This window comes from Psychrobacter sp. Ps4 (genome assembly GCF_022129285.1).
Lineage (GTDB): Bacteria > Pseudomonadota > Gammaproteobacteria > Pseudomonadales > Moraxellaceae > Psychrobacter > Psychrobacter immobilis_A.
In genome coordinates this window covers 179451-193203 of sequence record NZ_JADQAK010000001.1, presented here as the reverse complement: position 1 = coordinate 193203, position 13753 = coordinate 179451, and the positions used below count along the sequence as shown (strand labels likewise).

The 13753-nt window shown below is 42.2% G+C and carries 14 protein-coding genes; 3 read left to right on the top strand and 11 right to left on the bottom strand.

The features are described 5' to 3' along the window. Nucleotides 1–78: 78 nt before the first annotated feature. The 3 genes from I3252_RS00795 to I3252_RS00785 all read right to left on the bottom strand — a co-directional run bounded on the left by I3252_RS00795 (nucleotide 79) and on the right by I3252_RS00785 (nucleotide 1549). A complete protein-coding gene (locus I3252_RS00795) occupies nucleotides 79–492 on the bottom strand; it encodes a hypothetical protein (protein ID WP_238033911.1) in 414 nt (137 codons plus the stop codon). A 97-nt stretch (nucleotides 493–589) separates the two neighbouring features. Continuing rightward, nucleotides 590–907, bottom strand: a complete 318-nt coding sequence (locus I3252_RS00790; protein ID WP_201553814.1) for a hypothetical protein — start codon at nucleotides 905–907, stop codon at nucleotides 590–592. 48 nt (nucleotides 908–955) lie between these two features. After that, nucleotides 956–1549 (bottom strand): DUF1543 domain-containing protein, encoded by a 594-nt coding sequence (locus I3252_RS00785; protein WP_238033910.1) that lies wholly within the window; start codon nucleotides 1547–1549, stop codon nucleotides 956–958. A 75-nt stretch (nucleotides 1550–1624) separates the two neighbouring features. Between I3252_RS00785 and I3252_RS00780 the strand changes: the two genes are divergently transcribed. Further along, a complete protein-coding gene (locus I3252_RS00780) occupies nucleotides 1625–2128 on the top strand; it encodes a hypothetical protein (RefSeq protein ID WP_238033909.1) in 504 nt (167 codons plus the stop codon). A gap of 40 nt (nucleotides 2129–2168) precedes the next feature. Here the strand turns inward: I3252_RS00780 and I3252_RS00775 are convergent, their stop codons facing one another. Further along, the gene (locus I3252_RS00775) at nucleotides 2169–2972 is read right to left on the bottom strand and encodes a metallophosphoesterase family protein (RefSeq protein WP_238033908.1); all 804 of its coding nucleotides are present in this window, start codon (nucleotides 2970–2972) and stop codon (nucleotides 2169–2171) included. Nucleotides 2973–3113: 141 nt separating this feature from the next. After that, nucleotides 3114–4535: a DASS family sodium-coupled anion symporter gene (locus I3252_RS00770; RefSeq protein WP_060491069.1), complete on the bottom strand. Its 1422-nt coding sequence runs from the start codon at nucleotides 4533–4535 to the stop codon at nucleotides 3114–3116. Between the two features lie 531 nt (nucleotides 4536–5066). Here I3252_RS00770 and I3252_RS00765 point away from each other — a divergent pair. After that, nucleotides 5067–5225, top strand: a complete 159-nt coding sequence (locus I3252_RS00765) for a hypothetical protein (RefSeq protein WP_167541670.1) — start codon at nucleotides 5067–5069, stop codon at nucleotides 5223–5225. A gap of 48 nt (nucleotides 5226–5273) precedes the next feature. On the opposite strand, the gene I3252_RS00760 is transcribed toward I3252_RS00765, so the two are convergent. Further along, nucleotides 5274–5969, bottom strand: a complete 696-nt coding sequence (locus I3252_RS00760; RefSeq protein WP_238033907.1) for a YoaK family protein — start codon at nucleotides 5967–5969, stop codon at nucleotides 5274–5276. Nucleotides 5970–6079: 110 nt separating this feature from the next. Then, the gene (locus I3252_RS00755; RefSeq protein ID WP_060491067.1) at nucleotides 6080–6886 is read right to left on the bottom strand and encodes an enoyl-ACP reductase; all 807 of its coding nucleotides are present in this window, start codon (nucleotides 6884–6886) and stop codon (nucleotides 6080–6082) included. 353 nt (nucleotides 6887–7239) lie between these two features. Between I3252_RS00755 and folE the strand changes: the two genes are divergently transcribed. Next, entirely contained in the window at nucleotides 7240–7836 is a 597-nt protein-coding gene (gene folE / locus I3252_RS00750; RefSeq protein ID WP_238033906.1) for a GTP cyclohydrolase I FolE, read from the top strand. Between the two features lie 130 nt (nucleotides 7837–7966). Here the strand turns inward: folE and msrB are convergent, their stop codons facing one another. From msrB to I3252_RS00730, 4 genes are all read right to left on the bottom strand, one after another. After that, nucleotides 7967–9172, bottom strand: a complete 1206-nt coding sequence (msrB, locus tag I3252_RS00745; protein ID WP_238033905.1) for a peptide-methionine (R)-S-oxide reductase MsrB — start codon at nucleotides 9170–9172, stop codon at nucleotides 7967–7969. 267 nt (nucleotides 9173–9439) lie between these two features. Beyond that, a complete protein-coding gene (locus tag I3252_RS00740) occupies nucleotides 9440–10744 on the bottom strand; it encodes an iron-containing alcohol dehydrogenase (protein ID WP_238033904.1) in 1305 nt (434 codons plus the stop codon). A gap of 222 nt (nucleotides 10745–10966) precedes the next feature. Continuing rightward, nucleotides 10967–12655, bottom strand: a complete 1689-nt coding sequence (locus tag I3252_RS00735) for a dipeptide ABC transporter ATP-binding protein (protein WP_238033983.1) — start codon at nucleotides 12653–12655, stop codon at nucleotides 10967–10969. A 7-nt stretch (nucleotides 12656–12662) separates the two neighbouring features. After that, nucleotides 12663–13694: an ABC transporter permease gene (locus tag I3252_RS00730; RefSeq protein ID WP_201501610.1), complete on the bottom strand. Its 1032-nt coding sequence runs from the start codon at nucleotides 13692–13694 to the stop codon at nucleotides 12663–12665. Between the last annotated feature and the right edge of the window lie 59 nt (nucleotides 13695–13753).

Genomic DNA, 13753 nt, shown 5'->3' with positions numbered 1-13753 from the left:
GGAAGTGGTTAGATTATGAGGGTAATTTGGGCGCGATTCAAGGTGGTTATAGTGTTTGCTTGGCAACTATGCAGACTATTATCTATTTTCAAAACGCTCAGTCAAAATATTTCTAAGCTCATTAGTCATAGGCTTAAATTTAAAATGCTCTGGCTCCATTTGAACAATCAAAGCATACTGATCCTTTTCAATTGAGTTATCCTCACATAAAAAATGATTCATCTCCTGACTAGTGATGGCATTAATAATATAAAAAGGAGTATCGCTATCTTCAAACTGTGTCAGCTCATAGTAATTATTCGGATCCCGCATAACGAGATTAGTACCATTAGAAAGAGTCGTATAATAGGTATCCTCAGTAGCTTGCTGCGCCTCTAATCTTAAAGGATTGCCTTGGGTAGCGAAATAATACTTCAGCATATAACCAATATCGCTATTAATCACATCCAAACGTAAATGCTCACCCTCTTCTGTGATGCATTGATAGATCATAAAAGGTTCGTAAATTCGTGGTTTAGTAGTGACATTTTATCAAATTTCTCAAACCTGCCAGCCCTATTTTATTTTTGTGAATAAATTATTTGTAAGCTCAAACGCTACTTGTATAAATAATCTGTTGACGAATAGCAGCCCCCGTAAAGAAATTCTGCAACTTTTGCAATGGCAGCCTAGGAAAAGGCAGATGCAGCGAAAGTATTAACCTCTCAAACGCTACCATTTCATCAGCTAATGCTTGTGCGACATCAGGTTGAATCTGCGGATTTTCATACACATTATCAATCAACCAAGTGAGTTGTGGAAACTTAGCATTATCATGAATCTGATAAAGGGTGGGTAATAGCTCATCTGAGATTTGGCAACGCGATTTGCGAATCATGCCATTTTTATAGTACATATTTAAAGCCATATTAGGGTGTGTCCTTAATTAAATGATGAGATTAAAAATGAAATGAATTTAAAATAACTTCCTTAAATTCTTGATACTTAGATAACCAACATACTCTTTATCTTCATCAGCATTTGTAAGTTCGTGACTATTATGAATCCTAGGCTCAATTAAAATCTGTATGTTTGAGACAAGGTCGTTCACGTCGTATATATCATCGATATCTACCTGAAATTTATCATCAATGTGCGATGCGGCATTAAAAGGTGTGTCTTTATCTTTAAAAGTAAGTTGTTGATAAAACTCACTTTGCTTTGCTTGTTTAATAGCATCTTTTTGATTATCAGCAACGATAAGTAGCTTATGATGAAACTCTTCAAAACTCCCCCGCTGATAGCCGCCTAAATTAATAAAGAACAGTTTTAAACCGTTATCATTCGCGGCTTGGTTATCTGACTCAATCAATTTAACAGTATGGTTTCCCACTTTGGTAATCGCTCTGTATGAATCAATATGCCATTTATTGTTGACTTCCGGCCAATGATTATTGATATCGTCTATTAGCTCGCTTACCTGATTGGCTACACCGAATAAAATATCGTGCTGCTCAATCAAACGACCTTTGGGGCGACCACCAAGCTGCACCATAAATAGTGTTGGCATAAAGAATTACCTTGTACGTTAATAACTTCTGAGTAAAATGTGTGATGTTAGATAAATCATATAAAAAGGATCAATATGGGCATTCTGATAGCTATTAAGCTGACGTTTATAGCGACTATATTTTTGCCAATAGTGTTGTGTTTAACTTCCTGTACAAATAAAGAATCAAGCTTAACATCAAGAGCTACTTATCATGACATCAGCAAAGTTGAAATTGAGAACCCTTATTCAAACCCTATTCTACTATCTTACGACGCAAAGCATCAGCCTGAAAAAATGCAGGCCATAGTCGATGAGATAAACAGTCAAAGCCATGGTTTTTGGCGTGAAGGTCTAGGCGGCAAAGAGGGAGCTAATGTTATTAGTATTCATATCTATAGCTATTCTGAGACGCCAGTTTCAAGCTTTTCTTTATTTTCTAATCAACTAATGGAGCGAGGACCAAATTATCGACAGCTTAATGTAGACGGTTTTTTTAGGCAAATAGATATTCAAGCGCTACCCGCATTGAAAGAGGTTTGGTGTGGTCATAGAGATATTGATGCATATAATAGCTTGCAACTTAGTAAATCATGCTAAAAATAGGCAAAATCCTGATACTTATATATTTAATTGCTCATCAAGGCAATACCCGCCCTGTCCTCAGTGCAAACGCCCAGTCTTCACGACCGTTCCTTGCCGCCAATTTAGCCGCGGCTTCATAATCATAAGGCACCTTGATATGCTCAACTTGCCAGCATTTACCTTGTTCAGTATCAACACATTTAATAAGCACGTAACTGGCATGGGGCGAATAGGTTTGCATCTTATGCAAAACAGGCAAGTCATCTTCATAGGCAGGGTAACCCACGCTACCTGTATTGATGATTATCTGACCTGTCGATAGCGTGACTGTACGTGGGATATGAGTATGACCACATACGATCACTGAACTGCCAATACCGTTAAGCTGTGCCAAAATGTCTAGATTATCACGTAAGGTCGGCTGACCCGTCTCGATATTTTCTAACAAATAGATCATGTCATCGGTTGGTGACCCATGGCACAGATAAATGTTCTCACTCAGATGACAATCAAATGGTAAATTCTGTAGCCAATTAACCGCTGCTTTAGGCAAGTCCTCTACGATAAAAGCCATGGTTGCGTTGTTGCCAATCTCCGCCGCTGTCGCTTCGTAAATCTGTCTATCCTGATTACCTCGAATAGTAATGATATCGTTCTGCTGTGCCATTAAGAGCGCATAGGTATCTTTAGGGGCAATCGGTCCGTATAAAATATCACCCAGATTAACAATTTGATCAATATCGCGCTGTTTAATATCAGTCAGCACGGCTTCAAGCGCGAAGACATTACTATGAATGTCAGAAATAGCCGCGATAGTATTTAATTGCTTGTTATTAGAGTTGGAGTTAGAGTGCGCCATCCTATTTATTTTCCTAACAAATCACTATGTTATACATCGACTAATTGTAAAAAGGAATAGAAAAGAGAAACAAAAAAACCCAATGGCTCGTGATTATTGAGACATTGGGTTTCATAAATTATGATTAATGTGATTAATAAACTATATTAAGAAGAAATAAGCCCACAATCCGACGACAAAGGTAGCAATAATATTAAGAATGACACCCGTACGGATCATTTCGCTCTGTTTAATCAATCCCGTACCAAAGACAATCGCATTTGGCGGTGTCGCAACGGGTAGCATAAAGGCACAAGATGCACCAATACCGATGACCAATACCAACACTTCGTGCGGTAAACCCATCTGCTCTGCAATGGCAGCAAATACGGGAACCAGCAGGGCGGCAGAGGCGGTATTAGAAGCAAACTCCGTCAAGAAAATAATAAATGCTGATACCGCAATCATCACCACGATAAGCGGTGCAGAAGACAACGCATTAGCGACCGTCTCCCCTAGAACCAAGGATGCACCTGATACCTTCAAAATCGTCGACAGGGCAATACCACCACCGAACAGCATGAGTACACCCCAATCAGTATTATCAGACACCTGCTTCCACGATACCAAGCCTAAGCTGACCACAGCGGCAGCAGCTGATAAGGCAATAACCGCGTCAGTATCCGTAATATCAAGCGCAGCACCAATCTTTTTGGAGAAAATCCAGCTCAACGCGGTGACAATAAAGACGATAATCGTCACTACGCGAGGTTTATTCCATACAATAGGCTCATCTTCAACCAATACAATTTTACGGTTCAGGTTGGGCTTCAAAAACACATACATCGCGCCTAACAATAGCGGCAATAATACCAGCATCATCGGCACACCAAACTTCATCCAGTCCACAAAGGCAATATTGAGCGCCTTTGCAGCGATAGCATTTGGTGGCGAACCAACGATCGTACCTAAACCACCAAGGCTTGCTGAGTAAGCGATACCTAATAGTACAAATACAAAAGTGCCTCGGTCTTTTTCGCGGTCAACTTGCGTTAAAATACCTAGCGCTAATGGCAACATCATCGCCGCCGTCGCAGTATTCGATATCCACATCGACAAAAATGCGGTCACGCCAAATATCAAAAATACCGCCGTGCTTAATTTGCCACCTGACATCGATAAAATCTTCAGGGCAATTTTTTTATCCAATTGCTGCACATGCAAGGCTGCCGCTAAAGCAAAACCACCAAAAAACAAATAAATGGTCGGATTGGCAAAGCTTTGTAAGCCTATTTCGGCATCGAATTCCGGTATACCAACTAGGGCACCAACCACGACTACCAATAGTGCCGTAATCGTGACGTGCAACGCTTCCGTTAGCCACAATACGCCGATGAAGAACAATAAGGCAAGACCCTTATTGGCATTGATATCGAATGGCAATACATTATAAATAATCATACTGATAACCGCCGCAATAGCGACCACTATCAACCCTTTACCAGTACCCTTTGGAAAGGTATCGGTAAATAAATACTCATTGCCATCATCAGGAAGATGGCTATCTAGTTTTTGCTCTGACATAAAATGTCCTTATTTTCCCAAAGACAGTGTAAAAAGACGCTAAAATAAAAACGCATGTTAGCGATTGACGGCTATTCAACCAGCAACCACAAAAAATACGCCGTTATCATAACAGATATATAACAAAAAGCTGATGCAACAAAGCCTTTATAAAAAAGCCCTTATAAAATTTGCAATAAATATGGTTATTTCACAGGTAAAGAATTACTTTAATGCGTTTTAGGAAATGTACCTTAAAACGGTACTTTATAGAGATGACATTTATCTCATGAGTTTTTTATTTTTGAACCGAACGCCGAGAGTGAGTGAGAGCAACTTATAACCAAGTAATTGCTTTTAATTAGACAGCAAACCTTGTGAGGTGCGGTTACACATCGTCACTAAACAAGCGTACACTTAGTATGTACAAGCGTATGGTGCTATCTCATACTAAATAAGTCAAAATAAATTTCTAATACCAGTAATAGCTTAATAACTATTTTTTATTAGTATTTATATCGGAAAATGAATAACAATAAATAGGAGCACTTTATGACAGATGCAAATAAAACAGACTCAACCACTAAAATGGCACCAAGAGATATCAATCAAGACGGTTTGGCTAAAAAAGATCAGCAGCGTACCGATGACTCTGCACTCGATATGATGCAGGGCATGCATGAACATGAAGACCATGAAGGTGAGAAGTAAACCAACGTTTTATGATTACCCAAGCCAAAACACGAAAGGTGCTTATCATTATGATGAGCGCCTTTCTTGTTTTGGCTCTCTTTTTTCTGGCAAGCGATCTGAGGCGTAGTTATATATAAATGCTGCCGTCAAGACGATAGCAATGGGTACAAATAGTGCTTCATAGCCAACCTTGGCGAATAAAAATGCTCCAACGGCGCTGCCACCGCAAAAGCAATACCAAATAATGGCTTGAAACCCTAATGTCGGTTTGCTAATCGATCGACCTGCCAACCAGTTACCAATCGCTGCGCCCATATCTGATGTCAAACCTGTCAAATGGGTGGTACGAATAACCGCGCCACTATAAGTCGCTACCATGGCATTCTGTAATCCGCATGCCATTGCCGCAGCCAACTGTCCTAAATAATCATGCTGCTGATACAACCAGTAGCTGGCCATTAACAGTGCCGCCTCGATATATAGCGCACTACCATAGCGCCTACCTAACTTTAATGATGTCTGCCCAATCACATAACCACTCAGTATCGCACCTGCCAAAAAAGACAATAGCAGCGCACCGACATACAAGATACTACGCACATCCAAGTAAGCAATAGCCGCTGCAAATAAGCTTACGTTGCCAGTGACGTGAGAAACCGATAGATTGGTAAACCCCATTAACGCAGCAGTGTTAACACAGCCAGCACTGAATGCCAGTACTGCCCCGCCCCACAATATCCACTTTGGTAATTTGGTTATCATATTTGCCGCCTAATGGCTTATCACCAAAAAGCATCTATTATAACCAAAAAAGGCAACCGATTGGCTGCCTTCCTGATGTATAAAACCCTATAACCGACTATTGAAGAGCATTATTTCGGCTCATCAAGCATCATTAATTGCTCACTGATAGCAACGGTATTAAAACCTGCGTCAACAAACATAATCTCGCCGGTGATACCAGATGCCCAAGGTGATAGCAAGAAAAGCGCCGCATTACCAACTTCGGTTTGTGTGATATTACGTTGTAGCGGCGCGATTTTTTCGCTGATATCGAGCATTTTACGGAATGATTTGATGCCACTGGCAGCAAGCGTGCGAATAGGACCTGCTGAGATCGCATTGACACGAATGCCTTCACCGCCCATCGAAGTAGCCAAATAGCGAACACTGGCTTCGAGGCTGGCCTTTGCCATACCCATGACGTTGTAGTTTGGCAATACCGAGATACTACCTTCATACGTCAATGTCAGCATCGAACCGTGACGCATGGCTAATAAAGCACGAGCTTCTTTGGCTAATGCTACAAAACTATAGCTTGAGATATCATGGGCAATTTGACTGCCTTCACGGGTCGTCGCCTTAACAAAATCGCCATCAAGCTGATCCATCGGTGCAAAGCCAATCGCATGTACCACACCATCGATTCCATCACCCCAATGGGCAGTGACTTGCTCAAAGCAGGCAGCGATAGACTCATCAGACGCCACATCACACTCAAGTACCAAATCTGCTTCGAATTTCTCCGCTGCCATATCGACACGCTTTTTGATCTTATCATTAGGATAAGTGAGAATTAATGAGGCACCTTCACGGTGCAGTGCCTCAGCGATAGCCCAAGCGATAGACAGTTTGCTCGCAATGCCTGTCACGACAAATCGTTGTCCTTGTAGTAGCATAATATTTCCTTTTGGGTCGATCAAAATTATTTAATCATATTAAGTTATTTGGAGTGATTAGATACGATGAATATCACAGCGTAAAAAGTACAAATTATAAAATAAGTCATTATACACGAATTAATTTAAGTAAACAGTCGTAAACTGTATTCCCTTATAATGGCGTCTAATATTGATTAAACACCCAACTGCTCGCCACAGCAGTATGAAGTTAAGGAGATTTCAAGTATAATCACAGCCCTTCCCAGCTTGCACAATTTTTATAAAAATCCTTTACAACAGTTATTTGTAACTGTTCGTAATTAGGGATTTAGCGTTAAGCTACACCCACATTTTGGATGGCTGCCAAACTTATGAGTAACACCCCAACAATAGCATCAAATTACCAAGAAAGCGTTGAGTCTTATCGTCAACTGATTCTCTCAACTGGCGAGGACTTACAGCGTCCCGGTCTTGAAGAGACGCCGATGCGTGCTGCAAAAGCTTTTGCACATTTAACCCAAGGTTATCATCAAAGCTTGGATGAAGTCGTCAACGACGCCCTGTTTCCATCGAGCAATCGCGAGCTGGTATTGGTACAAAATATTGAATTTTATTCATTGTGCGAACATCATATGCTGCCTTTTCATGGTATCGCTCATGTAGGCTATTTACCCAATGGTCAAGTACTGGGCTTATCAAAATTTGCCCGTATTGTCGATATGTTCGCCCGTCGCTTGCAAGTTCAAGAAAATTTAAGCGAGCAAGTGGCACAAACTATCATGGATGTCACTGGCTGTCGCGGCGTAGCAGTAGTGATGGATGCAGCGCATATGTGCATGATGATGCGCGGCGTAAATAAGCAGCACTCTACTACACGCACGATGTCGATGTTAGGTGAATTTGTCCATGATAACCAAGCGCGTACAGAGTTTTTGAGTGCGATCCCTAGACGTCAGCCTGCATTCTAACGCTTCAAATAACAATAGATAATAAAAAAAGGATACTTAAGTATCCTTTTTTAATGCGTACCTTTCAATATAGCTATCATTAATAATTAGCAATCAACCATTAATTGCAATATAACGAGGCATAACTAACCTATTTTACGTCATCAATCCAATTGCCATAACCTTCTGCTTCCATCTGCGCCAGTGGAATAAAACGCATTGCCGCTGAATTCATACAGTAGCGCTTGCCTGTCGGTGCTGGACCATCGTCAAATACATGACCGACGTGTGAGTCTGCATAGCGGCTACGAATTTCGGTACGGCTTCCGAATATCCCTCGGTCTTCCTTCTCAACGACCATATCCGTGCTCAATGGACGGGTAAAGCTTGGCCAGCCAGTGCCAGATTTGTACTGATCACGAGAGGAATATAGTGGCTCCCCCGATATCACATCGACATACAGCCCAGGCGCTTTATTATCCCAGTATTCATTATCAAAAGCGCGTTCGGTGCCGTCTTTTTGAGTGACTTTATATTGAATATCACTGAGCGACTGCTTTAGCTCATCCTGTGCAGGCTTCACAAAGGTATCTGGATGGAATCCTGTACTAGCTTTAGTAGCTGACGCATTGTTTGATGTTGCCTGTACGCTACCTGCCGCCGTAGGTTTAAACTGGCTAAAATCCAGCTCGTAGTCTTTACCATAGACACTTTCGATAAACTGATAGCGACCAGAATTAAAGGTATAAGCTTTATAGCGGATTGGGTTTTTCTTATAATAATCTTGATGATACTCTTCAGCAGGGTAAAACTTGCTAGCAGCAACAATTTCAATCACAACTGGTTTGCTATAGACACCAGAGTCTTGCAGTGATTGCTTAGCAGCTTCCGCTATCTGCTTTTCTTGTGCATTATTATAAAAAATAGCGGGACGATACTGGGTTCCACGATCTACATACTGGCCGTCAGCATCGGTTGGATCGGCGATACGCCATAACGCTTGAACGAGACCATTATAGGTGATTTTCGTCGGGTCATAATATACTTGAGCCGCTTCAGTATGCCCTGTGCCGCCTGCTGATACAGTGCTATAAGTTGGATTGGTCGATTGACCGCCGGTATAGCCAGAGACCACTTCTACAACGCCAGGTATCTTTTCATAACCCGCTTCCACGCACCAAAAACAACCGCCAGCGACCGTAGCGACTGCGAGATTTGGATCCGTTGGCGCATAAGGATTATCGATGGCAGTATTTTTTACAGCGGGCGTATTTTCGGTGGCAGCACAGCCAACGAAAACCATACTGATGGCTGCTACAGCCATCGAAATAGCGCCCGTCTTTAATTTATGATTCATCGATACCTCCTAAAAGTAATATAATATAACTATGATAACTCTTTGACCTCACTAAACTATACCTACATTGTTATAAAAATTTAACAGTAATTAGATATTATTTAATATAATTAAACAGTATAATCCTGAATTATACCCAATTTCTTAATAAGATAAGTTTGCTACAAAGTACAATAATTAAAAAAAGAGCACATTACGGACAGCGTAGTGTGCTCTTTTATATTACATCAATATATCTTAGGCAGCTTATGTAGCTTAGTTACTCTTTTATTTTCCAGCAGTATGCTCATCACTGGCTTGCTGAATCTTGGTTAAAATAGCCTTGATTTCAGACGCTGATAGATACGTTGGTACGGCATAGGTATCACTGACTTCTTTTGCTGCTGCTTTGGCAATTTTATCAAAATCACTGCTTTGCATGCCTTTCACCGTTGGATCTATATTCAAAGTAGCAATCAGTTCGCGTACTTGCGCGATGAGGTGGTCGGCAATCTCAGCATCACTCTTGCTAGCTTGTCCCGATTTTACCATACCTGTTTTTCTAGCCAACTGTGCCAGTCTTTTTTTACTTCCTTGACGATTGACATCAAGCACATACGGCAGCACGATGGCATTGGCACGACCGTGAGGAATACTATAGTGCGCCCCTAACTGGTGAGCGATAGCATGGACGTAACCAAGACCCGCTTTATTAAAGGCGATACCGCCGTAATGAGCGGCAATACCCATCTCTTCTCTGGCTTTAAGATTGCCGCCGTCTTTATAAACCAGCGGTAGGTTTTGCATCACAGATTTGACCGCAGAAGCCGCATAATAATCGGTCTCTACGCTCGCATTAGCACTCATCCAAGCTTCAAGCGCGTGCGTTAAAACATCGATACCCGTATCCGCTGTGATATGAGCCGGCATGCCTTTCATAATAACAGGGTCAATAGCCGCTGCTAATGGCACCATTCTTGGGTCAATAGACAGCGCTTTTTGATGCGTTTTATCGTCTGATACTACTGCACCAAGGGTTGCTTCTGAACCTGTGCCAGCCGTGGTAGGAATACAATAGAGCGGCATAGAAGGCTTTCTGGCTTTAAGAATGCCGATAAGTTGTTGCGGCTTGCAGCTATTGCCTTGTGACATCGCAATCATCTTAGCCGCATCAATGACCGAACCACCACCGATGGCAATAATTGAATCGCACTTAGCATCGATAGATTTGCGCAGTCCTTTTTCGACAACCTTAAAAGTAGGGTCTGGGGTAATGCCGTCATAAACGGTATAGCTGATATTTTTGCTATCTAGATAATCAGTCACTTTGGCTGGAATGCCTAGCTTATTAAGCACGGCATCAGTGACGATAAATACATTGGTGCTGCCTTCGTTGATAGCCATATCACATAGCTCTTCACAAGAGCTCTCACCAACAAATAGCATTGGTCTTCTAATTGGAACAACATAAGCGAACGCTTTTAAGACTTTAGCGCGTGTTTTAGCAACGGCTAAATAACCGACATTCTGCAATCCATTGGTATTTACTAACTTGTTATTTACTAATTTAACAATACTATTTTGTTTTTTCATGAGTAAAAATCCTTTTTAATGATGGTAATAATAGCGATGACAATCCTTTAAAGCAGCAATTTAAACGGCTCTTTAACTAAAAATTAAACAAATCTAAGCATCCAACTAAAGTGAACGTCTGTTTAACTTATTGTATCACTGCTATTTTTAGGATATCGCAATTAGTATGAACTGCCATGTTCTGCTTATTTGGCTATATCTGCTTAACTCTTTTTGGCTAAGCTAAATCATACTCGCCTGCAGCAACTGCTGCGCATAGGGATGCTGTGGGCTATTAAAAACATCTTCAGTACGTCCGTACTCAATACATATGCCATCTTTAAGCACCATAATATGCTGACATAAGGCGCGCACCACTTTTAAGTCATGACTAATAAACACATAACTGATTTGCAATTTTTCCTGAATTTCACGTAGTAAATTAACGACGGTCACCTGCGTGGTACTATCAAGCGCGGACGTCGGCTCATCTAATATCAATAGACTCGGCTGCATAATAAGGGCGCGCGCAAGTGCGACACGCTGACGCTGACCACCTGATAGCTCATGCGGATAACGATGCGCAAACTCAGCTGGCAGATGCACGGTAGTAAGGCTATCCATCACTGCCTGCTGCCGTGCTGCCTTATCAACGCCTTGTACGAGCAATCCTTCTTCAACGATTTGCATCACTGTCATACGTGGATTGATACTGGCAAATGGGTCTTGAAATACCATTTGAATTTGCGAGCGAAACTGACGTAGCTCACCCTTGGACAATACTGAAATATCTTGTCCATTGACTATTATTTCGCCACCCACACGCGCTTGATTGCTAAGCAATTGACTTAATGCAAGCGCTATCGTGGTTTTTCCAGAGCCTGACTCACCTACAATGCCTAACGCCCACCCTTTCTGTAGCGTCATATCAACATTTTTTACTGCATCAAACCAGCGCTTAGTACTACCAAACAGACTTTTTTCAATGGGAAACTGTACTTGTAAATTGCTGACTTGCAATACGGTTTGTGGCTGACTTTCATCATCATTAGAGAAGTTCAGTGCTTGGCCAAAGTCTTGTTTGATTAGCGAGCGGGTATATTCGGCTTTGGGCTGGTTAAACACCGCTGCGGTTTGCCCCTGCTCAATCGTTTTACCTTGGTGCATGACGATTACTTCATCACTGTAGCGCCTGACCAGATTGAGGTCATGGCTAATAAGCACCATCGCCATATTATGCTGACGCTTAAGGTCATCTAATAGAGCGAGAATCTCATGTTGGAGAGTCACATCAAGCGCGGTGGTCGGCTCATCAGCGATTAAAATATCAGGCTGCTGTGCCAATGCCATGGCAATCATAACGCGCTGACGCTGACCACCTGATAGCTCATGTGGATAGCGGTTCAGCTTATCAATCGGATTGGTAATATTGACATCATTTAGTAAATCGATTGTTTGACTTTGCCATTGTTTCTTGGGCACACCAACTAGACGTAGTGATTCAGCAATTTGTTTGGCAACTGTATGTAGTGGATTGAGCGCCGTCATCGGTTCTTGAAACACCATGCCGCTGCGCTGCCCACGAATAGAGCGCAGCGCAGCGTTACGTGCCTTAGCACTAACACTAACATTGGCATTGGCATTGGCTATCGGTAGCACAGTCAACCCTGCTGACCCTGCCAGCTTCACCTCACCGCTAACGGTCAAACTGTCTGGCAATAAGCCTAATAGCGCGAGACTTGCAATAGATTTGCCAGAGCCTGATTCACCTACGATAGCAAAAGTTTGTCCTTGCCGCAGCTCATAAGAGAGTTTATCGACTAACGTTACGCCGTTATTGGTAAGAATACTAAGCTTATCGACACTCAATATTAGCTTTTGCTGTGTATTGCTACGGTTGCCGTTTAGGCTGTCAGTGTGCGTATCAGTCATGGTCATCTTAAGAGCGCCTCGGATCAAACGCATCACGCAGCGCTTCGCCAACGAATATTAGCAGTGATAAGATAAAGGTCAAACTAAAAAACCCAGATAGCGCAAGCCATGGTGCATCGAGATTATTTTTCCCTTGTACCATCAGCTCGCCGAGAGACGGTGACCCAGGCGGCAAGCCATAACCTAAAAAATCTAGTGCGGTTAAAGCGATAATATTAGCGGTCAATATAAATGGCAGCTGTGACAAGCTTGATGCTAAGGCATTGGGCAAAATATGTCTGAGCATGATTTGACTGTCCGATACCCCAAGATTACGCGCCGCACGGACATAATCAAAGTTACGCGCGCGCAAAAACTCCGCCCGTACCAAACCGACCAATCCCATCCAACCAAATAATAACATCATTGCAAATAGCATAAAGATACTGGGGCTGAATAAACTGACCAAAATAATAATCATAAACAGCTGCGGCATACCGCCCCATACTTCCATGAAGCGCTGCCCTGCCAAATCTATCCAACCACCGTAATAACCTTGTATTGCACCGACGATAATACCAATCACTGCCCCAGCAAGTGTTAATGCTAAACCGAACAATAATGACACCCGCATGCCATAAAGTATCCGTGCCAACACATCGCGGCCTAAGTCATCAGTACCAAGCCAGTTCTGGCTATTGGGCGCTGCTGGATATGGAATACCCAGCTCAACGTTTGGTGTCTGATCAGCAAATGGAATGGGCGGCATAATGTAAAAACCCTGCTCATCAATCAGCGCCTGTACCGCAGGGTCTTTATAATTGGCTTCAGTCTCAAACACCCCACCAAAAGCCGTTTCAGGATAGGCTTTTAGGACAGGAAAGTAATAATCGCCTTGATACTGCACCAGTAGCGGCTTGTCATTGGCAATCACATTGGCTGCCATACAAATGACGAATATCAGCGCAAAAATGAATAATGATACGACGCCAAGACGATTTTGACGAAAGCGATTAAGTCGCGCCTGCCAGATAGGATTTAGGCGACGTTTTTTTGGCATAGAGACAGGAGATGCAGATGAAGGCGTTGAAGGTAACGGATGATTTGATATTTTATCTG

Coding starts and splice junctions, on each gene's coding strand:
- I3252_RS00765 (WP_167541670.1), top strand. CDS start 5,067: ATGACAGATGCAAATAAAACAGACTCAACCACTAAAATGGCACCAAGA.
- I3252_RS00790 (WP_201553814.1), bottom strand. CDS start 907: ATGGCTTTAAATATGTACTATAAAAATGGCATGATTCGCAAATCGCGT.
- I3252_RS00755 (WP_060491067.1), bottom strand. CDS start 6,886: ATGCTACTACAAGGACAACGATTTGTCGTGACAGGCATTGCGAGCAAA.
- folE (WP_238033906.1), top strand. CDS start 7,240: ATGAGTAACACCCCAACAATAGCATCAAATTACCAAGAAAGCGTTGAG.
- I3252_RS00780 (WP_238033909.1), top strand. CDS start 1,625: ATGGGCATTCTGATAGCTATTAAGCTGACGTTTATAGCGACTATATTT.
- I3252_RS00735 (WP_238033983.1), bottom strand. CDS start 12,655: ATGACTGATACGCACACTGACAGCCTAAACGGCAACCGTAGCAATACA.
- I3252_RS00740 (WP_238033904.1), bottom strand. CDS start 10,744: ATGAAAAAACAAAATAGTATTGTTAAATTAGTAAATAACAAGTTAGTA.
- I3252_RS00775 (WP_238033908.1), bottom strand. CDS start 2,972: ATGGCGCACTCTAACTCCAACTCTAATAACAAGCAATTAAATACTATC.
- I3252_RS00785 (WP_238033910.1), bottom strand. CDS start 1,549: ATGCCAACACTATTTATGGTGCAGCTTGGTGGTCGCCCCAAAGGTCGT.
- I3252_RS00795 (WP_238033911.1), bottom strand. CDS start 492: ATGATCTATCAATGCATCACAGAAGAGGGTGAGCATTTACGTTTGGAT.
- I3252_RS00730 (WP_201501610.1), bottom strand. CDS start 13,694: ATGCCAAAAAAACGTCGCCTAAATCCTATCTGGCAGGCGCGACTTAAT.
- I3252_RS00770 (WP_060491069.1), bottom strand. CDS start 4,535: ATGTCAGAGCAAAAACTAGATAGCCATCTTCCTGATGATGGCAATGAG.
- I3252_RS00760 (WP_238033907.1), bottom strand. CDS start 5,969: ATGATAACCAAATTACCAAAGTGGATATTGTGGGGCGGGGCAGTACTG.
- msrB (WP_238033905.1), bottom strand. CDS start 9,172: ATGAATCATAAATTAAAGACGGGCGCTATTTCGATGGCTGTAGCAGCC.